We start from the raw sequence: 23,171 nt of genomic DNA, 5'->3' as shown, positions 1-23,171 counted from the left end.
TTCTATTTTTCTTTGCAAACGATTCTGCATCTAAAATTTTTCTTCTATATATAAGTTGGGATAACCTAAATTGTAATAAAATGTCCTGAGAAAATCAGGAAGCCAAACATCACCAGATTTAATGTGATTCCCCATGATGCCAGTGCATACCAGGTTTTCTTCTTATATTTCTTATAGAACTTCGACTTCTTCTGATAGATTTCCGTAACTGCCAGCAATATGCCATGATAGAGTCCGTACAAAATATAATGCACCGTCAGACCATGCCACACACCCATCACTAGCATATTGATAAGAAAGCCTGCTGCCGCACCATTTAATCTGCTTTTAAACCATTTTTTGTGCATGGATAACATCATAAATCTGGAAAAGACAAAATCCCGAAACCACTCGGACAGGGAAATATGCCACCTTGCCCAGAATTCTTTCATATCCCGGCTGATAAACGGTTTCTTAAAGTTATCCGGTACGCAGATGCCAAGCATATAGCCGGTTCCCACTGCCATCAGACTGTATCCCGCAAAATCAAAAAACATATAAAAACCATAGCTGTATGCATAACAAACCATATTCCCTGCTGTCCGGTTCATGAACTGATTCATAATCTGATAGAAGAAGTCTGCAAATACGAATTTATATGCTGCTCCTAAAACAAGCTTCTGTAAACCAATTCCAAACCGCTCAAGATATTCTCTTCTTTCCGGCACATTATGATAATCCTCCAAGAATCTTCTGCTCCGGTCAATGGGTCCGCAGCTAAAGGTTGGAAAGAAGATTAAAAATGCCGTAAAATCAAGGAATTTCACATCTTCTATGGTGCCATCATAAAGTTCAATGATAATCTGCACCACCCGGAAAGTAAGATAAGAAATTCCAGTAAACTGAAAAAGATTCATCTCCCTTAACCATGGAAGGTCACATAGTTTACATAATGCAAGTGGCAGGATGGAAAGCAGCACAAAGCTGCGATAAAATGCTGCCTTTCTTCCATATTTCTTTCTTATGTATTCATATCCTCTGACCAGCATCCACTCAATCAGAAAGTATCCTGCGAAATATGCAAGCGCCGTCAGATTTCCGCCTAACACGCAGACAACCATTACACCAGATACGATAAGGTTATACCAGTGCAGGCTCCTTTCCATACAGCCAAGAATCAATGCGAAAAGCAATAACAGAATCAATGTGCCAAAGAATGGTGCTCCGCTATAAAAACTCATTCTGCCAGACCTCCAAGATATTTTCGGTCTGCCTTTCCATGGTTATTCATTGGCATGGTTTCGATATATTTTATTTTCTTTGGGATCATATAAACCGGAAGGAATTCCTTCAGACCGTTTTTTACCTGTCTTGAAATCTCAGATGCTTTCTTTCCTGCCATCTGTGCTCCTGTCACAAATGCCGTCAGGCTCTTTACCTTTCCTTCTTCCAGATTCGGCACTACGACAGCATGGTCAATCTGAGGAAGTCTTACCATGTTATTCTCAATATCTTCAATTTCAATGCGGTATCCATGCAGCTTCACCTGCAAATCGATTCTTCCATTATAATAAAGCTGCCCGCCTTTTAAATATCCGGCATCTCCGGTCTTATAACCCCGGTAAGCTTTTCCATCACGGATACAATGGAAAAATGCCTTCTTTGTCAAATCTGCTCTCATATAATAACCACAGCTTACCGTATCTCCGATAATAACAATCTCGCCCTGTTCTCCTTCCGGCAACACTTTTCCGGCTTTATCCCAGATTTCGATATAAGTTCCTGGCTTTTCATGGCCTACCGGAAGGGATTTGCCCCGGGCAATGGTCTCCTGCAATAACTTCTCTGTTATAGTCACATCCGTGACTGCCACCGTAGATTCTGTCGGGCCATATGTATTGATGATAACTGCCTCCGGGAAACGTTCCTTTAACTTCTCTACCGTAGCTGTAGTAAGCACTTCCCCGCAGAATAAGAAAAGTTTTAAGGCTTTGATCTTTTCCCCACAAAAATTCCGGTCTGCCAGACACATATCCGCAAAGGACGGTGTCGATACCCAGATTTCTATTTCTGACTGTTCTAAGAAGCCCAACATCTCACTATAGTCACTCTGCATCTTCTTATCCATGGTATAAAGCGTTCCGCCACAGACCAGGGAAGTGTATAAATCCATTACCGATAAATCAAAAGAAAATGGTGCCTGATTCATAAAATGGGCACCGCTCTTTTCTTTCATGGTACTGCCTAACTGCACCGACCAGTCAAGATAATGGCTGAGGCAGTCTCTTGTAATCTCTACACCCTTTGGCTTTCCGGTGCTTCCGGAAGTAAATATGATATACCATACTTCATCTTTGGTCAGAGGCTGCAGCACATCGGTCTCGTTTGTCTCCTGTTTTACGATTTCTTCTATCTCGTCTTTTCCGATTTCTGTTCCGATTTCTGTCTGATAATCACCTTCTACCACAAAGGTCAGTTCCGGTTCTACGCTTAATACGGTCTCATCCACCCGGCTTACCGGAATGCAGATGTCCTGCGGCACATAGCTTCTTCCTGCCTTGGCACAGGCAAGGAAGCATACCACCATATACGGATTCTTATGTCCATATACAATAACCGACCGCTTACGATCCTGACTATTCTTTGCAATCCATACTGCAAGCCGGTTGGAATATTCTTCTAACTCCTCATAAGTCAACTTTTGTTCTCTGCTTTGCACTGCACACCGCTTCGGATGTGTCAGGGCAGTTTCTCTGATGTTCTTTAAAATATCCATATCATCCCTCTTTTCTTTTTTCTAGGGACAACTATAGCACAATAAAATCACAAGAATATCACAAGTGGAAAATCTTAAAGAACATTAATCTTTGCTTAGGCAGTTCTTAAAGAAATCTAAAACTTTCTACTTGGTTAATCTGTCTCAACAAAGTCCTGCTGCTTTATGAAATACTTTCTTCTCTTACCACGTTATGCTATACTGTGTTTGAAATTTATTCCTGATAAAAGGGAAATAGACAGAAAGAGAGGATTCGATGATGTTAGAATTCAGATATGACACTCAGCTCTTAATTGAAGGGGAAAATCTAAACGAGGATGCAATTAATGATTACTTTACTGAAAATTTCAAAGGAGACTGCCTTCTGGCAGTTGGTGATGAAGAACTGATTAAGATTCATTATCACACCAACGAGCCTTGGAAGGTCTTAGAATACTGCGCAGGTCTTGGTGAAATCTATGACATTGTAGTAGAGGATATGGACCGTCAGGCACGGGGGCTTCAGGGTTAATCTACACTTGACATGAACTGCATTTTTATATTATTATAGTTCTTGTCTTGCGGGCATGGCGGAATTGGCAGACGCGCTAGATTTAGGTTCTAGTGGGAGACCGTGCAGGTTCAAGTCCTGTTGCCCGCAGTCCAACCACAAAAACGGTTCAGGAATTATCCTGAACCGTTTTTTATTATGCCTTCACAGGTATTTCCACTACTGCTTCCCAGTCTCACAGATAGAAGAAAGATTTAAGCTGTCATAAATTGCATGGCTTTCTTCTTCCGAAAAATCTCCCCGTAATGTCAGAACGAAATCACTATATTCCGTAATCATGCGGGCATAGGTAATCGTATAGCCGCTGTCTGCTGTTTGACTGGTAATGGTCAGTGTCACACCATCTGCTGTGGTATAAGTACCGGTGCTGTCATAAGCTTCTTTAAAAATATAATCATCCGCATTTGTTATATCCGATACTTCATACTGGATAGACACCGCCTGACTGTCTCCCTTCCGGTAACTGGCAAAGAATGCTCCCCGGGAAAAAGTGTCTGCATCCCTGGAATCATAGCAAAGCTGACAGGCTTTTTCACTCCAGAGTGTTGGATAATTTGCTTCTATATAAGAAACGTCAATGCCAATATTCTGGTCTTTAAAAGCATCGCTTAATTTCGGATAGACATAACCCACCTCTATTTTGCCATCAATCTTTTCTTCTGCCTTCAAGCTCCATAGATCATCCTTGGTTCCTTCGGTAACGGTTCCAACGAAATCAGAAGTTTGAATAAGTTCCTCTGTCCGGTCTGTCACCTTGCTGTCTGCAAAATCAAGATTTTCTCCTGAAAATTCTTCATAATGAATCGTTGTCTCTGTGGCATTTTCCATAAATTCCGTTTCATTATCAATAATAGTAATCTGTTTTTGTGCAAGGATCCGCTCTGCCGCATATACACCACAGCCGGTGACTAAAACAAGAAGTGCCACAGCTGCTGCTGTCTGTGCCATTTTCCATGGTTTCTTCGTTTCCTTCTTCCGCATAGGTACAACCTCCTTTTGGGTTGACTGGTTTAAAATCCTCTCGTTGAGTTCTTCCGAGGGAATATCAGTTGCTATAAGGGAGTTGTGTAATAAATCATCTAAGGTTGGTTTCATATGATAAAATCCTCCAATTCCTGCTTCAGATATCTACGTGCACGCATCAGTTTACTTTTCACATTACTGATAGAGAGGGACAGCTTTTCTGCAATCTCAGCCACCTTGAAATCTTCCATATAATATAGAAGAATCACGATGCGAAGCTGCTCCGGCAATTTGTATACAGCCTTCCACACGGCTTCCTGCTCTTCTTTGCTTACCATATGCTGCTCTAAATTTTCATCTGCCGAAAATGCTTCCAGTCCCTGCTCCTTCGATATGGGAATCTCCGCTGCGATTCGCTTTCGCCAGGCAAATTTCCGCTTCCGGTTCTGCCAGAGCTTTATGGTAATTCCAAGCAGATAACTTTTGACATTTCCCTCTTCCTTCCAGTCCTCCTTCTCACACATTGCAAGAAAGGTATCCTGATAGAGTTCTTCTGCCAGTTCCCGGTTCTGTGTCAGCCGGATACAAAAGGAATAAATGTCCGTTCCGTATGCCTCAATGTAATGTTCCAGTAATTGTTTGTTCATGTTTCCAATCTCCCAGACCGCGCCGTCATTTGTTTTGGGATGTTTCCCTTACACCTATATATTGTAATAACAGAAGAAACGGTTGCAGTGAAAGTTATTTTTTATTCTCCCACATGACGAATCCGCTCTACCAGAGTGCCATCTCCTTCCATAAATCTACCTGCTGCCAACGGTACGAAAATGCACAGTGCAAACAGTGTCACTATCATGACAACCACCGGAATGACAGGGATGGAAAATGCTACCTTATGATAATTCATCCGCTGAAACAGCAGCACATCAATGCCAAGTCCCACCGTTGCCGTCAGGAAAAGCGAAATTCCTGCATAATACATCCCTTCTGTCAAAAGCAGCCTGCGCTGTTGTTTTCCGGTCATGCCAATGCTTTCTAATATTGCAATTTCCCGCCTTCTGCCGGATATACTGCCAAGCTCTGTATTGATATAATTCATCACACCGATAAATCCCAAAACTATAGCGATTCCCATTCCTAGCTGCCACATCTTCTGTTCTGCCGGCTTCTGCTCTTTGATGCCCTTTAACTTGCTGCTCCAGGTAATATCTTTTGCATCCTTAGATTCCTGTATCAGCTCTTTGACTTTCTTTTCTGTTTCCTTATCGTATTCCTCGTCATAAATCACCGATACCTTGTATGTCCACAGGCTCTCTGCCTTATCCTCTAAAAAAGAGTCACTGACTAAAATCATAATCGTCGGTCCCATGGCAGTCGGACCGAGATACGGACTGTCATCCTCCTGTATTCCCGCAACAGATAAACTTACCTCGCTGGGTCCACGATATGGGCTGTCATCCTTCTGCAGTCCTGCAACAGATGTGCTGTATTTCTTTGTTTCCTGTCCCGGAAAATAAAAGCTTATTTTCTTATTTTTGACATCCGCATTGGTATATCCCATATATTGCTGGCATAAAAGGCAGCTTTCCCCTGCCAAAAATGATTTCTCATCGATTGCCGTTTCATTCTGCTGATTGATATAATGAAATGTTTTTTCATCGATTCCAACCACCAGCGCCATGAAATGTTCCGGATTCTGCTGATATTCTTCTCTTACATCGTCATATTTTATATACATCCACTGGTCATAGAAATCACGCATCCACTGATCCGAAAAATCCGGCTCCCAGGGTACGACGATTGTACTGTAATTTAATTTGTGGACTTCCTTTACTCCATCTATTTTGGAAAGTTTATCACAAAATGTGTCATCGAAAGGCTGTTTCCAGTCTGATGTATCAGCCACCATACTCTTATTGGTCAGTTCCATATCAGCATCCATATATTGCAGCTCTGCCGTCCGTTTGCTCTGACTTCCCGCCAGCGTTACCACACATAGAAATACAGTCAGACTGGTTGATAGTGAAAGGATGACAAGGATTGTTTTCTTCTTCATCCGGCATAGCTGCTGCCATGCCAGACGGTAAATAATATTTTTCCCGGTTCGTTTTTTCTTTCCGGTATAGACTACCTTCGAAGTCTGATATCCCAGTGCCTCCATGACAGAAATACGCTCTGCTACTCTTACCGGCTTACGGCTGGCAAGATAGACGGTTACTGCCATAATAGCAATCGTCAGCACCAGAAATTCCGGTTTTATCGTTACAGCCATCTTTTCTGAGCGAAGTCCCAGTACCCGGATTGTTCCGGGAATCACAAGATAGGACGTCAGAAATCCTAAAACTATTCCCATTAAAATTCCGATTTCACTTAGAATAATCTGTTTCTGCCACAACAGCCGGTGCATCTGGCTTTCTGTCATTCCCACAGCACGAAGCAATCCATAATAGCGGATATTATCTTCTATGGATAAATACATGATATTGTAAATCAGTAAATAGGCACTGAGGCAGGTTAACATAATGATTCCTATCATTCCAAGAAAAATTCCCTTTACCTTATCACAGTCCCATGTTGTCTGAATGTTCTGCTTCCGTTCCAGATTTAATTCTTCTTTCAGACGGTTCTCTATCCGGTCTGATGCAAACCAGAAGCGATATTGATAGTAGAGAATGCCACAGCCATAGTCTGCCTGGCTGTAGCCTGCCTGTTCAAACACCTCTTCCGTCACGAAACAGTTGGCAGTTTCTTCATAGTCATCTATAATGCCCGTAATTTTCATAGGCTTTTCTACCTGGGTTCCATCTTTCTTCTGATAGCTTAAAAGCAGCGTATCTCCAATTGTAAGATTTTCCAACTTCCGCTTTTCCAATAGCGTCTTTGTAACCATCACCTCATCGGATGTCTCAGGATACCTTCCCTCCTGATGTAGAATGCCTGGCTGATGCATTTTCTCCCGGTAATTTTTATCCTCATATATGATAGAAATATTCTTTTCACCGATGCTTCCCAGCATAAATTCTGTAATTCCAACTACCTCAATACCAGGATCTGCTTTTACCGTCTCTTCCTGCTCTTTTGTGACTCCGCCCATCAGAATTCCATCATAGAGTTCCCCCACAGAATGCAGCCGCCAGACATACTGCATATGCATGTAGGAAGCCCCTGTCTGCATAACCGTAAACAGCATCAGCACCGCCAATACAATTGCCACAAGATACAGGCTGTTTTTCTTTCTGTTGCTCCTTATGGAACGGACTGCCATCTTACGGATGACAGCCTGATTATTATTTTTAAGCATAGAGCTTTCGTTCCTTCCTGATTTTCCCATCTTCCATGTATACAATCCGGTCTGCCAACTGCGCCACGTCCATGTCATGGGTAATCAGAATTGTAGTCTGCTGATATTTTCGTGCCACTGTTTTTAACAATCCCATAACATCATGGCTGGTCTGTGTGTCAAGATTTCCCGTGGGTTCATCCGCTAAGAGAATAGCCGGCTTATAAGATAATGCCCGGGCAATTGCTGTTCTCTGCTGCTGACCGCCGGATAACGTACCCGGCAGTGCATCCCGCTTATCTTCTATTTTCAGTTGCCTTAACAATTCTTCTATATATGCCTTGTCCACATAACCTCCATCCAGCTCGATGGGCAGCACAATATTCTCATACACACTCAAATCAGGAATCAGGTTATAGCTTTGAAATACTACACCAACCTTCCTTCTTCGAAAGACTGCCTGCTCTTCCCTCGTCATTGACGCAAGGCTTTTCCCATCAATATAGACTTCTCCGGATGTTGGCACATCCAATGCTCCTAACATATGCAGCAGCGTACTTTTCCCGCTTCCGGACTTTCCGGTGATTGCCACAAATTCTCCCTCTTTTACGGTAAGGTTCACTCCATCTAAGGCTTTTACCGTATGGGTTCCCAACGGATAATATTTCTTTAACTCCTCTGTCCGTACTACTTCTTTTATTTCATTGGCAGATAAATGCAAAATTCTGCCCCCTTTCCACTTTCTGAATGCACTTCCATATAGCCGTCCTGCATCGTCACAATCTTTCGTGCCAGATACAGACCAATCCCGATTCCATCCTCATCATGGACTTCCGGTTCCCGGTAAAACCTTTGAAAAATCTGTGCCTGATGTTCCGCAGGGATTCCCCTTCCGGTATCCCGGATGCTGATTTTTCCAAAAACCTCCTGTTCCATTACTGAAATATAGATGCTTCCCCCTTTTGGAGTATATTTCACTGCATTCTCTAAAAGATTAAAAATTGCTTCCTGTGTCCACTTGGCATCGCAAAACAGTTTCAATGTCTCCGGGCAGTCCACATGGACAGAAATCTCTTTTGCTTCCGCTCCCGGTACCACTGCCGCAACCGCTAGTCCTAACACTTCAAAAATCTTTGTGTCCTTTTCACATATTTCTATGATTCCGGTTTCCAGGCGCGAAAGCTTCACCAGACTCTGCATCAGGAAATCCAGCCGTTCTGTCTGTTTTATCAGCTTTCCAATACACTCCTGCCGCCGCACCTTATCTTCCTGTTCCTCTTCTAAAATTTCCAGATATATTTTAATATTCGCCATTGGCGTTCTACCCTGATGGGAAATATCAGAAATCAACTCTTTTATCTGTTCTTTTTCCTTATGGCTCTGTCGGTTCTTCCTGTTCCAAACATCCATAAGCTCCTGCAAATCCTGATAAATCTTATCCCAAAGGCTGTCCTTAAACTCCGCTTCATTTCCAATGTCTTCGCCTGCTTTCATCAGCGTCAGACACCGCTGTAGTTCTTCCGTAAAATCATAGATTTCCTTCTTCTGCCGATACAGTCTGACTAGAAGATAACTTATCACAATGCCACAGCCTGCTATTATTCCTATCGCAACCATTGATATCCCATCCCATATACATTTGAAATATATTTGTGTTCCGCATCCTCTATCTTTCCACGGAGCCGATTCACATTGACTGCCAGTGTGTGTCGGTCCACATATGCTTCATCACAGTCCCACAATTGCTCTAACAGCACATTATAAGAAAGCAGCTGTCCTGCATGTTCAATAAATAAGCGTAACATCCGAAATTCTGTAGGTGTTACCATGCACTCTTTCCCCTCTATTTCTACCTTGACCCGGTCAAAGTCTATCCGCAGATATCCATCTTCATAAATATTTCTTGGATTTTCCGTCTCCCGTTTTAAAATGACCGCTATCTTCTTTAGCAGAATATGTATGGAAAATGGCTTTGTCACATAATCCTCTGCTCCCAACTCATACCCGGATAACACATCTTCTTCCAAATCTCTTGCCGTAAGAAACATGACCTTCACTTTCCTGTGCTCCATAATCCATTTACAAAAGCCAAAGCCCTCTCCATCCGGAAGATTTACATCCAGTATCATAAGCGAATATTCCTGCTGCAAACCCGCAAGCTTTGCCTCCTGAATGGAATAGGCACTTTCTGTCTCATACCCTGCCTGCTGCAGTGCAAAGCAAATTCCCTGGTTCAGTTCCCGGTCATCTTCCACTACTAATATTCTATCCATCTTCCCTAAACATCCTTTTTCTTATCTGTTGTCATTCGTTTTTTTCTTTTCTACTTTTCCCCGGTTCATTCCTATGTCTCATTATACAAATGCTTCCTACGTCGCGCAACGAATAGATTGTCACAGTTTTGTGATAAATGATTGAGGATAGAAAAAAGCAGGAATTACACTTTCATAATCCTGCTTTCTACTTTATCAATATTTCTTTGTCAATATTTCTTTTTCAATCTTCTGTTATTCTGTTACTTTTTCAATCCTTCCGGAATCGGTCTTCTTTTTGCGCTGAATTCACTTACATCAATCCGAATCACATTGACAATGGATACCAGTTCTTCATTAAAAGTAAAATCGCCTCCGGTCTGGCATTTCATCAAAATGGAAAGTGCCTGCATTTTCTCATTTACATCCTCTACGATAACAGCTTTCCCTTTTCCCATAACACAGGAATAGGAATTACCATACTGACATGCCACCTTTCCTTCAAATGGCACCACATCACACTCCATTTCAAAGCATACCTTCGGATTCTTCTCTATCAAATCATACTTATAACCCTTCTTTGCTCCATGAAGGTAAATCACCATTTTCCCATCTTCATAGGTATAGCCGTAATTCATCGGTAACACATAAGGCTGGTCACCATCCACAAGTCCCACATGCACAATCTTGCAGGCATCCATAATCTTAAGGATTTCATTTATATCTGTTACTTCACGTTCTCTTCTTGTCATGCTTTTTCTCCTCCAAGTACATCAAACATATCTTTCTTTTCTTCTATACACTGTAATAAAACTGCTAAATATTCGTCTTGTTCATTAAACTCTAATTCCATTTCTCCATTTGGATCATAACCAAAAATACTTTCATACTCTTCTCTTGCTTTTTTTAATTCACCTGTTTCTTTTCCATAATACATTATTTCATCTTCCTTTCAATCTTTATATGTTTCTCCAAAGATTTTTGAAAGCCTTCCTAACACCTCATTGTCTTAATCATAAAGCATTCTACCTAATTACGCAAACGCTTCTTTTTCTCCTTTTGAAGATGAAATGAAGACGAAGATATTCAAAATCCCTCTTAAAAATAAAATAAAGATAAAAATGTCAGCCTCTTAGTATTATTTTTCTTTACTCTTCTCATCGGACTTTACATTTCCGTGCTGTTTCATTCTTCCCACAACCCCCGCATTAATAGCGGCTTTACAGATATTTTTTCGTACAAAAAAACGTCATTCATATGAATGACGCTTTTCACTGTTAATGAGACATCGGGGATTCGAACCCCGGACAACTTGATTAAAAGTCAAGTGCTCTACCAACTGAGCTAATATCCCATACATATTTAGTTCGATAAGTGCTCATTCTGAATCCTTTTAGAATTCTTCGAGATACATAGCAGCTTAACTGGGCTAGTTGGATTCGAACCAACGTATGCAGCAGTCAAAGTGCTGTGCCTTACCGCTTGGCGATAGCCCATCAATTTTACAAAAGATGCTCTAACCATCGCATCAAGGTGGATACAGGGATTCGAACCCTGGGCCTCCAGAGCCACAATCTGGCGCGCTAACCAACTGCGCTATACCCACCATAAGATTCCGGCCATCAGGCGGTCTCTCTTCCCTCTTGGGAAAATGTGCTCGAAGGGATTCGAACCCCCGACCCACGGCTTAGAAGGCCGTTGCTCTATCCAGCTGAGCTACGAACACATATCTAATTTTCCAATTAGAAAGCGGGTGATGGGAATCGAACCCACGTATCCAGCTTGGAAGGCTGGTGTTCTACCATTGAACTACACCCGCATGAAGTCGGGGTGACAGGATTCGAACCTGCGACCTCCTGGTCCCAAACCAGGCGCTCTAGCCAAGCTGAGCCACACCCCGTCAACGCTATTTAAATTTCTTTTTCCGTGACGCAAGACATATTATATTATAGCATATACCAATTGTCAACATTTATTTTCAAATTTTTTCAAAAAATTTTTACAACTCCGAATCTTGCCCCAATTTATAAAGGTTTTTTGGTTTTTTCTTCTTCAGAAAGATATTTGAGCTGATAGTCCGGAGTACCATTTGCGTCTATTTCCATCACAATATAAGACGGCAGATGACCATCCTGACGAGGATATGATGTGCTGCCCGGATTCAATGCCACTACACCATGATCCTTTTCTATAAGCGGTCTGTGGGTGTGTCCGAACATTACAATATCCATGCCTCTTCCCCTTGCCTCTTTCTTGATATCCTCCAGACCGGCAGAAACATAATAGTAGTGTCCATGGGTAATCAATGCCTTTAATCCTCCGATTTCAATTTCCTTTTCTTTCGGAAGTTCAGAGAAAAAGTCATTATTTCCTGCCACAATGTCCAGTGGACATCCTGCCAGTTCCGCAATATAGTCCTCATAACCTTCTGCATCTCCCAGATGAATCATACGGTCAAAAGGTCTTTCTTTTTCCATAATCGTTATCAGATTTGCATGTTTCTTATGGGTATCACTTACTATCAATACTCTCATCTTTTATCTTCCTTTATGATAAACCTTTTCCCATGAGTGCTTCTTTCATTGCGCGTAATGCTTTTCCACGATGACTCATTTCATTCTTCTTATCCGGTGGCAAGCTTGCTGTGGAGCAGTTATATTCATCCACATAAAAGATTGGATCATAGCCAAATCCATTTTCACCCTGAGGCTCAAATCCAATATATCCCTCAATTGTCTCACGGGTTACCAGTGTTTCTTTATCCGGTAATACAGCCGCAATTGCACATACAAAGCGTGCGGTCCGCTGTTCCTTTGGTACTCCATTCAGACGATCCAAAAGATTCTGGTTTTTTATGGTATAAGAGGTATCTTCTCCCATATAACGGGCGGAATATACACCCGGTTCCTTATTCAGATAATCAATTTCCAGACCAGAATCATCAGCTAAAACAATAGCATCTGTATATGCTGCCACAGCATTTGCCTTAATCAGTGCATTTTCTTCAAAAGTAGTTCCATTTTCTTCAATATCCACACTGATTCCGGCTTCTTTCATAGAAAGAATCTCTACATCAAGATCCGATAAAATCATGCGGATTTCTTTCATCTTGTCCTTGTTTCCTGTTGCAAATATTATTTTATTCATCTTAATATCCCTCCTGAAATGCCCGGTAAATTGCATTATAAATTGCCTGTGCTGCCTCTTTCTGATATGCTTCATCATTCAACCGGTTCAGTTCATCCTGATTTGTCATAAAGCCTACTTCTATCAATGCTACCGGCATCTCTGCTGTTCGTATAATATAAATCTCGTGTCCTTTTACAATTCCCTTACTGGTACTTCCTAACGCCGCTGTCATTTCTTCTAAGCAAATCTGGGCTAACTGCATACTTCCATTTTCCTCAGATGCCTTCTCTTCATCATACATGACTGCTGTTCCGTTGATACTGGACATTCTTCCGCTCTTGGTAGAATTATTATGTACGCTGATAAAGAGGTCTGCCCCGGCTTTATTTGCCATATCTACACGCTGTTCAAGACTTGGATTGCTGTCATCCGTTCTCGTATAGTAGACTCCGACGCTCTCATCTCCTGCTTCATCAAATAATTCCTTTACTTTAAGCACTATAGCAAGGTCAATATCTTTCTCATTAATGCCCTGCTTTGTAGCTCCCGGTGCATTTCCACCATGTCCTGCATCTATTACCACAACTTTATCATAGACTTCATGTGGTGTCAAAAAATCCATATAAATATAATGCTCGTCAGATGTCTTTTGTAATTCCACCACACTATCTAAAGAGATCTCAATTACACCATATTCCGGCTCACTTTCATAAGTCAGATTATCTATATGATAGCTCTTTCCTATCATGGGATAGTTATAAAGATAATTCTCATCTGCTCCCGGAATTTTAATGATAATGGTCTGGGTCAGATAGTCATTTTCTACGCTGACATCTTCCGGTGTCACATTTTCCGGTAACGCAATACGAAGCTGCTGGTCAAAGCTGATGCCCTCCTGGCTGTCTACATTTGCCGTATTATACTGCAGCATTTCCAGCGCATCCATATTTTCCTTGCGCTCGATGGCTTCCTGTGCCCGAAGTTCCCTGTTTTCCTCTGCCCGGATATGAAGTTGTGGAAAAAACAGCAGCGTTCCTGCCACAATAATGCTTATGGCAGTAATAATCACGGTAGCTGCTTTAATAACTTTCTCTTCCATCCCGCTCTGACTTACCTTTCTTTTGCATATGCTTTTATACAAAGATTTGCAGACTGGGTTTCTTCTACATTTTCCCAGTTTTTGCCGTTGGTACTGATATATCCCTCTCCATCGGAAAGATCTACGTTTCTGGTTGATTCATCTGCCTTATATTCAATTGCCATTGGATGCACGGAATCCGGAGTCTTTATCATCAGTACAATGGCAAATTTTTCTCCCTTGTTCACTGCAATTTTCTTATCAAAAGTAACGGTATAGAAACCTGCATTATCAAACTTTCCGGAAGCTACTTTCTGCCGTTTGGACAGACTTTCCCTTCCATCATAGTCCTTTACTACATATACTTCATATTCCGTATTTTTCCCGGTTGCATAGAAGCCTGCTGCCTCTAAATTTTCATTGCTTTCCGCTGTATATACATTTGCTCCATAAATGGTATCACGGTTGTATCCCAGCTGACCGACCCAGCCACATAAATCGGACTGATAAATCATATCATAATTATCGGTATCTTCTACTCCGGTATAAACCAGATTGTGAATTCCTACATTGGTATCATAATAAGAGACATAGAATACTCCATTGTCTCCAAAATCTTTTCCCCAGCTGTTCTGGCAGATAAATGCACCGTCTCCCTCTAAATCTCCCGGGAAATTCTCTTTCGCATAACTGTCATCCCAGCCAATAATCGCCACATCATGATTCGGCTTTTCTGAACCAACATAGCAATAAGAATTGGTCTCCTGATTAAAATATTCGGAACGGCTGTTGACATTCTGCAATGTACTGTAAATAGAAGTCTCGACTGCACCATATTTAAAAACTGCCTCTTTAATCTTCTCCAAATCCTTGCTTTCAATAATCTGTGCTTCCTGCACATGTTTGACCGGAGCTAAATTCTTTGTCAGCTCACCGTCATATGGGTCGTCCTTTTCCAATACAGGACCCTGCCATGCAGTCAGATATGCCAGACTCATAGTATACTCCCCACCATCATTCTGTCCTAAGCCAAAACTGTTTCCAAGACTCATGTTATCGGTGGAAAATATATCATTTTCTTCCGGAAGCAGCATGGATTCCAGTGCTGCCAGAGAAGATGCAGCCCAGCAGGTTCCCTTATTTCCCTGGTTCTTCACCTGCGGTGCTCTTCCTTTCTCCCGCAAGTCATAATGAGATGGCAGAATGCTTGTCTCAGAAGAAGTATTCACCACCACTGCTTCATTTTTATTAACATCCCATGCATAAGAATAACCAAGCTTCGAGGCAATGACCTCTGCCGGCACATAATAACGGTCATCAATCCGTGTCAATGTAGAAGAAAATTTCTCCTTCTCATCATTTATCTGTACTTCCTGGTCATCTAAGCTCATCCACAAGCTGTCTGAATATTTTTCTATCAAAAGAGCCGTGTCATCGTAAAGATGCACGCTGCAGTTATAACTGTCCCGGATCAAGTCCAATGGTACCATCAGATTTAGATTTTCATCCATATAGATTCCATTGTCCTTGTTGGTATATACTTTATTATCAATCGCTACCGTAAGATTCTTCTCATTGATGCTTTTTGCAATCAGAGGGTTCCAGTCGCTGCTCTGCAAATCTGCACCACGGAACTGTCCGATTTCTTCGGTTACACCCTTAAAATTGGCAAATTTCAGTATCAATGCAAGAACTAAAAGTAACGTGAATACTACATATCTCTTAGAATAACGTACTTTTTCCCTCACTCTTTTGTCCCTTTCCGTTTTGGTGGCTTCGGTCCCATGAACTGATAGAAATATGTCTTTAACATTCCATTATAAATCTTGCGGTTTTTATCCGGTTTTCTTCCGATATCCTTTGGTGCATTCTCATAGCTGGTAATCAGGTACATAGACCATGAATCCAGCCTTCTGTATGCCTCACCAATTGTCTGGTATAATTCCGGCAATGCCGCCTTTTCTTCCAATCGCTCACCATATGGCGGATTGGATATGATAAAACCGTATTTTTTCGGATGGTTCAACTGGCTTACCGGTCTCTGCTGGAAATGAATCATGCCATCCACACCGGCACGCTTTGCATTTTCTCTTGCTGCACGCACAATTTCTTCATCAATATCATATCCCTGGATATCCACCTTAATATTGGTATCCACCATTTCCTGGGCTTCATTTACTGTATCGTACCAGAGCTGACGCGGTATCAGGTTTGTCCACTGCTCTGCTAGGAAACTACGGTTCATGCCCGGTGCTATATTGGCTGCAATCATTGCTGCTTCAATCGGAAATGTTCCACTTCCGCAGAATGGATCTACTAAAATTCTGTCCTTATTCCATGGTGTCAGCATTATCAATGCTGCTGCAAGGGTCTCTGTGATTGGTGCCTTACTGGTAAGAGTCCGGTAGCCTCTCTTATGTAAAGATTCTCCGGAGGTATCTAATGCTGCCATTACTTCATCCTTCAACAGGAAAATTCGTACCGGATAGGATGCACCACTTTCTTCAAACCAATTGGTATGATATTTCTGTTTCAGCCGTTCTACCATTGCCTTCTTAACAATAGACTGGATGTCTGACGGACTGAACAATTTACTCTTTATGGAAGAAGCCTTGGTGACCCAGAATTTACCATTTTCCGGAATATACTCTTCCCATGGAAGTGCCTTGATTCCTTCAAATAATTCATCAAATGTCTCCGCTTTAAATTTTCCTACCCGAAGCAGCACACGCTCCGTTGTACGCAGGAAAATATTTGCACGGCAGATTGCCTCTGCATCACCAATGAAAGTCACTCTTCCATCTTCCACCTCTGAGATTTCATATCCCAGATCATATATTTCTTTTTTCAAAACTGATTCTAAGCCAAAATGACATGGCACTGTTAATTCGTATGTTTTCATATGTTCTTTCTCCATTATCACTACTATCTTATCTGTTCTAAATGACACTGTCAATGTTCTTTTCTATCCATTTAGTGCATTTAGGCCTCCAATCAGAGTATATATCTGATATCCCTGCCGCGTCAGTCTTTTTGCTGCATACATACTTGTATTTCCATACTCACAACACAGCAGTATCTTGCGATTTTTCGGCAGCTTATGCTCCCAGTGTTCTATCTCATCATAAGGATAACAATGGGCATTTCTCAAATGAAATACCTGAAAATCCTCCCTGCTTCTCAAATCAACAATATATATCTGTGGATCATCTTTTAGTTTCCATAATTCCGCTACACTGATAGCCGTAAATCTCATATGCCATCTCCCCCAAAAATCTCCTGACTTTTTCTGCTATAAAAAAACAGATTACAAAGTGTTCCTTGTAATCTGTTTCTTATTTTAATATATGCAGTTTTTCAATAAGATTGACCTAGTAATTACATTTGTTGGATGTCTTGTTATCCGCCTTATTATCACTTCTGTTGCTGGTCTTATTGCCTGCTTTGTTGCCGGTTTTGTTATCCGCATTTTCAAAATCATTATCAGCATTCATTGTGCGGTTTACATTGCTTGTTTTGTTTTTTGCATTATCTGCATTTTTTGCCATAATATCGCCTCCTTTTTTTATCAGATACTTTTTCTTTTGATTCTCTGATACAGTGATATTATTTCTTAATTTCTTATTATTATTCTCATTTGCATTGCATTTTAAAAACTTTTATATTATAATTTTTTTCGTATAAGAATTGTTTTTTTATACAGTTATACCCCTTATTAATTATTTATACTCCCCTCAAGAAAGCCACAGGAATCCTAAGATTCATGTGGCTTTCTTATTTACGCGAGTAGCGAGAAAAATCTGGGAGAAAAGAAGGAGCCAAGCTCGCTTGAGCAAACTTCTTTTCTACTCAGATTTTGTGAGCACCGCGAGTAGCTCGCAAAACGTATTTCTCGTAGTTATTGTTCTTTACATATTATAGAAATTCATATTTTCCTGCAGTTCCATATTCATCTCGCCGCCGTTCTTCTCATATCTGGTACGGAATCCATCGATATGACGCAGTTTACGTTCCTGGAATATTTTAAACCGGCTAATCATATCCTGATACATCGGGTTTGCCTCTAATGCATCCCTGTATTTCTTGGCAAACGGACAATAACGGAACAGAATATCCCTTGCTACACGGTTCAGGCGGAAACTGCCGCCTGCCTCGTATTTAATCCATCCGATATAATCAGAAATAAATACTTCACGATAGTTATTCTTTGACTTCCAGAGTGTATTCTTAATCTTCTCCTTTGCCTCTGTGGATAAATCACGATTTTTCCGATAGTACTGGATATAATCACAATATTCTGAAGTTAGGGATTTCTCTGTAATATCATTCCAACGCATTCCCTGTATCTTACGGCACATTTCCCAACGGAATCTTCCGCAGGTCTCTATCATCATATCCTGCAGGCTGTAGATAGTCATAACCGGGAAAACAAATCGGGCGGATGTATCACGTTTTACTCCGGCAGTCTCCTGCCACATCATTGCTTTCATTCCCACATTCGGCATCAGAATAACATCTGGAAATACTTCTTTTTGCACCGGTTCAGCATTTACACCATGCATCGGATCTGAAAAAATCACTTCACGGTAGAACAACGAATAATCAACTTCACGGACTTTTTTGATTGCCTCCTCAATCCGCTCTGCAGTCACCAGCATCTTCTCTGCTTCCTGCACCATGTCATGCTTGCTCAGAATCGGACAGAAGGTACTTACTTTTCCATAAGTTGCCCGGTTCGTTGACACAAACATATTATTCATCTCATATTTGGTCTTTTCCCAGCAGTCTGTTTTCAACCGCTCCATTCCTGCTGCATCCAGCTTACCCATCCGCTTCTGCTCTGCCAGATATCCATTATAATCCAGGTCAAATTCATTCCGGCTTGGTTCATTCTTTCCTTCATAGATGCTCTTTAGCCACTCAAACATGGTATAGACATGGTCGCTTTTACACTTGAACAGTTTATCTGTCAAATCATAAAGTTCATTAGCGGTATCTTCTCCTACCATTCCCACATCCATAAATCCAAAATTCAAAAACATCTGAATAACCGGGTCTAGGTCATCCGCATCTTTCATGGCATGCTTAAATACATTTTTATAAGTAGCATAGAATAATGCTGTCAACTCTTTCCGAAGTTTTCTCGTTTTCTCATCATTATCAAAATTATCCGGAATTGCATCATATTCATGCATTTTGCTTCGAATTTTATGTACATCCTCTGCTGCCACTCCTGCATATTCTAAGATATGTACCAGACAGTCCTCTGTTTCTTCTTCCTCTTCTCCATCGGTTTCCGCATATTCCTGTTCCAGTAAATCTTCCGTTCCCTGAACCAGCTTATCCTCTGCCTGCGGCTTTGGTACTTCACCAATCAGTTCTCCTGCAAAGTTATATATTGCATCTGCCTTTATCTTTATATTGCTAAAATCATAAGTCTGATATTCCGTAATTCGTTTGTCCCGTTCTCCTGCATCTCCCAGACGGTTGTCCTTGATAAACTGTAACAATGGCTCTATTGCCTGTCGTATTTCCTCGATGTCAGCTCCACTTGCTGCTGCACGGGCTGCCATGTCAAAATAAAGCTGTAATAAATCCATTCGATTGGTATCCAGATACAGATTTACATGCTCCTGTAAATATTCTTTTGCATGGTCAATCTCTCTTACCGCTTTGCACATAGCTCTTGCTGCCTGCATAATCTGTCCCGTCAGCAAATCCTCTTTCTGCTGAAAGAAATCCATAGTTCCACTATTCCCAAGTTCTGCCAGTTCATGGAAATAATCCGCTTCCCATTTCGGTGCCATATTGGTTCTTACATAAGGCTGCAGGCTCTCTATTCTCCGGAAACTTTTCTCCTGAATGCAATATTTTCTACATAACTCCTGATATTTCTGATACATTGCCAGTGCAAAGCTATAATATTTTTCTGTACTGTTTTGAAATCTCTGGTTTCGTCCAAGCATATGGTCTGCCTCACGAATTGCCACAGATAAAAATGCTGCTGCATATTTCGGCTGACTGATAAATATCTTACCAAAGTCCTCCGGAGCATGATAATGAAACGGATAAAGTGTTACATCATCCGCTGCCACATAATCTGCTATATATTCTTCTTCTGCACAATCCATCAGACCTATTATATTACCGCTTCCAATCTGCACTTCTTCCAGCTTAGACACCTGTCTCACTGTTCCATGAATTACCATATACAGTGCATTTACCGCTGTTCCATGCTTGATAAAGCATTTCCCTGCCGGGACCTTAATCATTGCCATAACACCAATTCCTCTGTTATTTCTATATTAAAATTACTTTATTATACTTGCTTATTAAAATCTTTTGTTCATACCCATTGCTATAAATAAAAAGAAAATGATTGCTACCGGAAGCAGAACCGGAAGTAAAAATGCAACTACCTGTGCAAGCAGAATTATAAGCAAAATTACAAACAGAAATACTGCCGCTAATATAAGCCAGATTCGAATTTTAATCTTCTTAAAAGAATACTCTCCGGAAGCTGTTTCCTGCCCATCCATTCCCTTTTGTGGTTCTGCTGTAGTTTTCTCTGCCGTTGCATTTTCTGCATCAATTATGCTTTTTGCAAGAAGTCTTGGATTTCCTAATTCTGCAATTACTTCAGCCTCCGTCTTTCCTTTATGAGATTCTGTAAGAATATATTCTTCATAATAGCGGAGAGTATCATTCACCGCCTGCTGGCTTACCCTTCCCTGCAAAGCCTTTCTTAATTCTGTTAGGAATTCCTCTCTTGACATTTATTTTCCTCAACTCTTCTATTCCATTACTTTTTTGTTTTATTTTTTTATATAGTAGGAATTAGTTATTCTTCCGCTATAAATCAAATAATCAATTCCTACGCTTGTGCCAGAACTGCTCTCACGTTTAATCCAGTCTCCGTCACGCGTATAAGTTCCTTCCGATACATCTCCATTATCATCCTGTACATAAGTTCCATCCGCTTTAAAGGTAATGGAATATACCACATTATTACTATTCTTAAATGTACAGGTAGCATCAAAAGTATCTCCATCCGGTATCTCACCTTCATATAAATAATCTTTTGCAATCAGGTATTTTCCCTGTTTTACAAGATTCTGTACATCGCCACCATCGGAGGTCAGTGTAAGCTTATTTCCATCCATGACAAATGTTCCTGATGCCAGCTCTACTGTCTTGTCTCCCACACTGATATTCTCTTTATAAGTATTATTCTTTTCATTAAATGTAATTTCAAAAACAGTCGATGAATTATCGCCCGACATAATTTCACATGAATAAGTTCCAAGACTTCCACTATCCTTTGTCTTTACAGCAATTACCGCTACAATAGCTACTACTATAATAAGCACTGCTGCAATTACTGACGTAAGCTTTGCATTTGCCTTTTTACCCTCGTTCTTCATTAATAAAACAGTCCTCTCTGAAAAGAATTTTCACTTCTATATCATATATTTTTTATGCAAAACTGTCAAGAAAATGTAGTTATTGCAAACATTTTTCGCCATTCTGATAGAAATTCTCCATCATCTCCCTGGTAAGACTGATTTTATCATCCATGCCTGCAACCTGTTCTCTTGGTACCCATTCTGCCAGTGAAAGTTCGTTCTTATCTAAAGTAATGGCATCTGTTCCTTCCACTCTGGCATAAAATCCCATCAGAAGATTGGAATCAAAGCCCCATGGCTGACTCTTATAGTATACAATATCCTTTACTTTCAATCCTACTTCTTCCATGACTTCCCTGCGAACTGTCTCTTCCGCAGTTTCGCCAATTTCTGTAAAACCTGCAATCAATGCGTATTTCTTATATTCCCTGTCTGAATATTTTGTCATCAATATTTTATTATCGTATATTACTCCCACAATTACTGCCGGAGCAATTTTCGGATAAACCATATTGCCACAGCATGCACAACGCATCATCCGCTCCTTCGTATCCGGCTGCAATTCCTTTCCGCATCTGCCACAATAACGGTTATCCCGATACCACACATACAAATGATATGCCGTTGCCGCAGCAAAACAATCTTTCTTTGAAACTGTTTCCCGCAGGCTGCGAATCGTAACCCATTCCATATTTCCAATATTATGGTTCTGCTTTTTGCTCTGCCTATTGACCTGCTCATCAAGCTGCTTTTCTACCTCTTTTTCTGCTTCTTCCTTTGTCCATACATTCAGCAGATAATACTGTACATCATCAATAGAAAACAGATATTGCAATCTTTTGTTACCGAATCCGTCAGCCTCTTGTTCTGTCTCTTTTATAAGTTCTTTTGAAAACTCTTTTATATAGAAGAAACTGATTTTAGAATCTTTTTTTACCAGGAGTTTATTTCCCGAAAATAAAAATACGATATCCTTATCCCGGCATTCTCTCTGTTGATATTCATTGTGAAATTTCATTGGTGCAATATCCTGTATCATACCTGCGCCACCCTTTTTTATATAATAAAAAGACCCCAAATCTCTGCTAAACAAAGATTCAAAGTCCTTTTTCCACGTGCGTGAGAAGATTCGAACTCCCGACACCTTGGTCCGTAGCCAAGTGCTCTATCCAGCTGAGCTACACGCACATATTAAATTATTACATACCATCGGTATGAATGCCCGCGACCGGAATCGAACCGGTACTGTGTCACCACAACAGGATTTTAAGTCCTGCGCGTCTGCCAGTTCCGCCACGCGGGCATATGGGACCTACAGGGCTCGAACCTGTGACCCTCTGCTTGTAAGGCAGATGCTCTCCCAGCTGAGCTAAGATCCCAAAACGACCCAAGCGGGACTCGAACCCGCGACCTCCGCCGTGACAGGGCGGCGCTCTAACCAACTGAGCCATTGGGCCAAATAAATTTAAAATAAAAGTGGACCTTCGGGGACTCGAACCCAGGACCGACCGGTTATGAGCCGGTTGCTCTAACCAACTGAGCTAAAGGTCCATATAAAGCCGATGATCGGACTCGAACCGATAACCTGCTGATTACAAATCAGCTGCTCTGCCAATTGAGCCACATCGGCGTATGCCTTCTGCAGACTATGAACCCAGCCTTTCAGCCAATCTTGCAGTTTACAATCCATGAGTTTTCACCCAAGTGACTCCGACGGGAATCGAACCCGTGTTACCGCCGTGAAAGGGCGATGTCTTA

The 23,171-nt window shown here is 41.2% G+C and carries 22 protein-coding genes and 13 tRNA genes; 2 read left to right on the top strand and 33 right to left on the bottom strand.

What is annotated here, in order from left to right; all coding sequences use genetic code 11:
• Positions 1 to 65: 65 nt before the first annotated feature.
• Positions 66 to 1,220: a D-alanyl-lipoteichoic acid biosynthesis protein DltB gene (gene dltB, locus DWX96_RS08670; RefSeq protein ID WP_118057262.1), complete on the bottom strand. Its 1,155-nt coding sequence runs from the start codon at positions 1,218 to 1,220 to the stop codon at positions 66 to 68.
• Complete coding sequence (gene dltA, locus DWX96_RS08665; protein WP_118057261.1) at positions 1,217 to 2,755, bottom strand: D-alanine--poly(phosphoribitol) ligase subunit DltA; 1,539 nt, start codon at positions 2,753 to 2,755, stop codon at positions 1,217 to 1,219. Before dltA ends, dltB begins: the two co-directional genes overlap by 4 nt.
• A gap of 259 nt (positions 2,756 to 3,014) precedes the next feature.
• Here dltA and DWX96_RS08660 point away from each other — a divergent pair, with 259 nt between their 5' ends.
• Both DWX96_RS08660 and DWX96_RS08655 read left to right on the top strand, forming a co-directional pair.
• A complete protein-coding gene (locus DWX96_RS08660; protein ID WP_117698552.1) occupies positions 3,015 to 3,266 on the top strand; it encodes a kinase to dihydroxyacetone kinase in 252 nt (83 codons plus the stop codon).
• Positions 3,267 to 3,315: 49 nt separating this feature from the next.
• Positions 3,316 to 3,395, top strand: a tRNA-Leu gene (locus DWX96_RS08655).
• A 69-nt stretch (positions 3,396 to 3,464) separates the two neighbouring features.
• Here the strand turns inward: DWX96_RS08655 and DWX96_RS08650 are convergent.
• The 31 genes from DWX96_RS08650 to DWX96_RS08505 all read right to left on the bottom strand — a co-directional run bounded on the left by DWX96_RS08650 (position 3,465) and on the right by DWX96_RS08505 (position 23,043).
• The gene (locus DWX96_RS08650; protein ID WP_118057260.1) at positions 3,465 to 4,286 is read right to left on the bottom strand and encodes a hypothetical protein; all 822 of its coding nucleotides are present in this window, start codon (positions 4,284 to 4,286) and stop codon (positions 3,465 to 3,467) included.
• A gap of 110 nt (positions 4,287 to 4,396) precedes the next feature.
• Positions 4,397 to 4,915, bottom strand: coding sequence for an RNA polymerase sigma factor (locus tag DWX96_RS08645; protein WP_118057259.1), 519 nt, complete (start codon positions 4,913 to 4,915; stop codon positions 4,397 to 4,399).
• 101 nt (positions 4,916 to 5,016) lie between these two features.
• Positions 5,017 to 7,569 (bottom strand): ABC transporter permease, encoded by a 2,553-nt coding sequence (locus DWX96_RS08640; RefSeq protein WP_158561834.1) that lies wholly within the window; start codon positions 7,567 to 7,569, stop codon positions 5,017 to 5,019.
• Positions 7,562 to 8,269, bottom strand: coding sequence for an ABC transporter ATP-binding protein (locus tag DWX96_RS08635; RefSeq protein ID WP_330416167.1), 708 nt, complete (start codon positions 8,267 to 8,269; stop codon positions 7,562 to 7,564). Before DWX96_RS08635 ends, DWX96_RS08640 begins: the two co-directional genes overlap by 8 nt.
• Positions 8,245 to 9,165 carry a sensor histidine kinase gene (locus DWX96_RS08630; protein ID WP_022243469.1) on the bottom strand — a complete coding sequence of 307 codons (921 nt, stop codon included), beginning with the start codon at positions 9,163 to 9,165 and terminating at the stop codon, positions 8,245 to 8,247. The genes DWX96_RS08635 and DWX96_RS08630 overlap by 25 nt, the downstream gene beginning before the upstream one ends.
• A complete protein-coding gene (locus DWX96_RS08625; RefSeq protein WP_118057257.1) occupies positions 9,153 to 9,821 on the bottom strand; it encodes a response regulator transcription factor in 669 nt (222 codons plus the stop codon). The genes DWX96_RS08630 and DWX96_RS08625 overlap by 13 nt, the downstream gene beginning before the upstream one ends.
• Before the next feature lie 242 nt (positions 9,822 to 10,063).
• Positions 10,064 to 10,552 (bottom strand): pyridoxamine 5'-phosphate oxidase family protein, encoded by a 489-nt coding sequence (locus DWX96_RS08620; protein WP_117698516.1) that lies wholly within the window; start codon positions 10,550 to 10,552, stop codon positions 10,064 to 10,066.
• Positions 10,549 to 10,737: a hypothetical protein gene (locus DWX96_RS08615; RefSeq protein ID WP_118057256.1), complete on the bottom strand. Its 189-nt coding sequence runs from the start codon at positions 10,735 to 10,737 to the stop codon at positions 10,549 to 10,551. Before DWX96_RS08615 ends, DWX96_RS08620 begins: the two co-directional genes overlap by 4 nt.
• A 344-nt stretch (positions 10,738 to 11,081) precedes the next feature.
• Positions 11,082 to 11,154, bottom strand: a tRNA-Lys gene (locus tag DWX96_RS08610).
• Between the two features lie 70 nt (positions 11,155 to 11,224).
• Positions 11,225 to 11,296 (bottom strand) — tRNA-Gln (locus DWX96_RS08605).
• Positions 11,297 to 11,332: 36 nt separating this feature from the next.
• Positions 11,333 to 11,406, bottom strand: a tRNA-His gene (locus DWX96_RS08600).
• 46 nt (positions 11,407 to 11,452) lie between these two features.
• Positions 11,453 to 11,526 (bottom strand) — tRNA-Arg (locus DWX96_RS08595).
• 22 nt (positions 11,527 to 11,548) lie between these two features.
• Positions 11,549 to 11,619 (bottom strand) — tRNA-Gly (locus DWX96_RS08590).
• A 6-nt stretch (positions 11,620 to 11,625) separates the two neighbouring features.
• Positions 11,626 to 11,700 (bottom strand) — tRNA-Pro (locus tag DWX96_RS08585).
• A gap of 124 nt (positions 11,701 to 11,824) precedes the next feature.
• Complete coding sequence (locus tag DWX96_RS08580; protein ID WP_118057255.1) at positions 11,825 to 12,334, bottom strand: metallophosphoesterase family protein; 510 nt, start codon at positions 12,332 to 12,334, stop codon at positions 11,825 to 11,827.
• A gap of 13 nt (positions 12,335 to 12,347) precedes the next feature.
• Positions 12,348 to 12,947, bottom strand: coding sequence for an XTP/dITP diphosphatase (locus DWX96_RS08575; RefSeq protein ID WP_117698513.1), 600 nt, complete (start codon positions 12,945 to 12,947; stop codon positions 12,348 to 12,350).
• Position 12,948: 1 nt separating this feature from the next.
• The gene (locus DWX96_RS08570; protein ID WP_117698550.1) at positions 12,949 to 14,028 is read right to left on the bottom strand and encodes an N-acetylmuramoyl-L-alanine amidase family protein; all 1,080 of its coding nucleotides are present in this window, start codon (positions 14,026 to 14,028) and stop codon (positions 12,949 to 12,951) included.
• Between the two features lie 11 nt (positions 14,029 to 14,039).
• The gene (locus DWX96_RS08565) at positions 14,040 to 15,755 is read right to left on the bottom strand and encodes a lectin like domain-containing protein (protein WP_117698512.1); all 1,716 of its coding nucleotides are present in this window, start codon (positions 15,753 to 15,755) and stop codon (positions 14,040 to 14,042) included.
• Positions 15,752 to 16,909 carry a THUMP domain-containing class I SAM-dependent RNA methyltransferase gene (locus tag DWX96_RS08560; protein ID WP_118057254.1) on the bottom strand — a complete coding sequence of 386 codons (1,158 nt, stop codon included), beginning with the start codon at positions 16,907 to 16,909 and terminating at the stop codon, positions 15,752 to 15,754. The genes DWX96_RS08565 and DWX96_RS08560 overlap by 4 nt, the downstream gene beginning before the upstream one ends.
• A 63-nt stretch (positions 16,910 to 16,972) precedes the next feature.
• Positions 16,973 to 17,263 carry a rhodanese-like domain-containing protein gene (locus DWX96_RS08555; RefSeq protein ID WP_117698510.1) on the bottom strand — a complete coding sequence of 97 codons (291 nt, stop codon included), beginning with the start codon at positions 17,261 to 17,263 and terminating at the stop codon, positions 16,973 to 16,975.
• Positions 17,264 to 17,378: 115 nt separating this feature from the next.
• A complete protein-coding gene (locus DWX96_RS14275; protein ID WP_158561539.1) occupies positions 17,379 to 17,555 on the bottom strand; it encodes a hypothetical protein in 177 nt (58 codons plus the stop codon).
• A 360-nt stretch (positions 17,556 to 17,915) separates the two neighbouring features.
• Positions 17,916 to 20,285, bottom strand: a complete 2,370-nt coding sequence (locus DWX96_RS08550; RefSeq protein WP_117841677.1) for a Crp/Fnr family transcriptional regulator — start codon at positions 20,283 to 20,285, stop codon at positions 17,916 to 17,918.
• Positions 20,286 to 20,339: 54 nt separating this feature from the next.
• Complete coding sequence (locus DWX96_RS08545) at positions 20,340 to 20,783, bottom strand: DUF1700 domain-containing protein (RefSeq protein WP_118057253.1); 444 nt, start codon at positions 20,781 to 20,783, stop codon at positions 20,340 to 20,342.
• A 39-nt stretch (positions 20,784 to 20,822) separates the two neighbouring features.
• Entirely contained in the window at positions 20,823 to 21,431 is a 609-nt protein-coding gene (locus DWX96_RS08540; protein ID WP_118057252.1) for a hypothetical protein, read from the bottom strand.
• Positions 21,432 to 21,510: 79 nt separating this feature from the next.
• Positions 21,511 to 22,452 (bottom strand): NAD(+) diphosphatase, encoded by a 942-nt coding sequence (gene nudC / locus DWX96_RS08535; RefSeq protein WP_117841675.1) that lies wholly within the window; start codon positions 22,450 to 22,452, stop codon positions 21,511 to 21,513.
• A gap of 75 nt (positions 22,453 to 22,527) precedes the next feature.
• Positions 22,528 to 22,601 (bottom strand) — tRNA-Arg (locus tag DWX96_RS08530).
• Positions 22,602 to 22,632: 31 nt separating this feature from the next.
• Positions 22,633 to 22,716: transfer RNA gene (locus DWX96_RS08525), tRNA-Leu, on the bottom strand.
• Between the two features lie 3 nt (positions 22,717 to 22,719).
• Positions 22,720 to 22,792, bottom strand: a tRNA-Val gene (locus DWX96_RS08520).
• A 4-nt stretch (positions 22,793 to 22,796) separates the two neighbouring features.
• Positions 22,797 to 22,870 (bottom strand) — tRNA-Asp (locus DWX96_RS08515).
• A 20-nt stretch (positions 22,871 to 22,890) separates the two neighbouring features.
• Positions 22,891 to 22,964 (bottom strand) — tRNA-Ile (locus DWX96_RS08510).
• Between the two features lie 6 nt (positions 22,965 to 22,970).
• Positions 22,971 to 23,043, bottom strand: a tRNA-Thr gene (locus tag DWX96_RS08505).
• Between the last annotated feature and the right edge of the window lie 128 nt (positions 23,044 to 23,171).

Source organism: Roseburia sp. AF22-2LB (assembly GCF_003461125.1).
In the GTDB taxonomy this organism is placed as follows: Bacteria; Bacillota; Clostridia; order Lachnospirales; family Lachnospiraceae; genus Roseburia_C; species Roseburia_C amylophila.
Note: the sequence above shows the minus strand (reverse complement) of the source record. Positions and strands in the feature narration are given on the sequence as shown.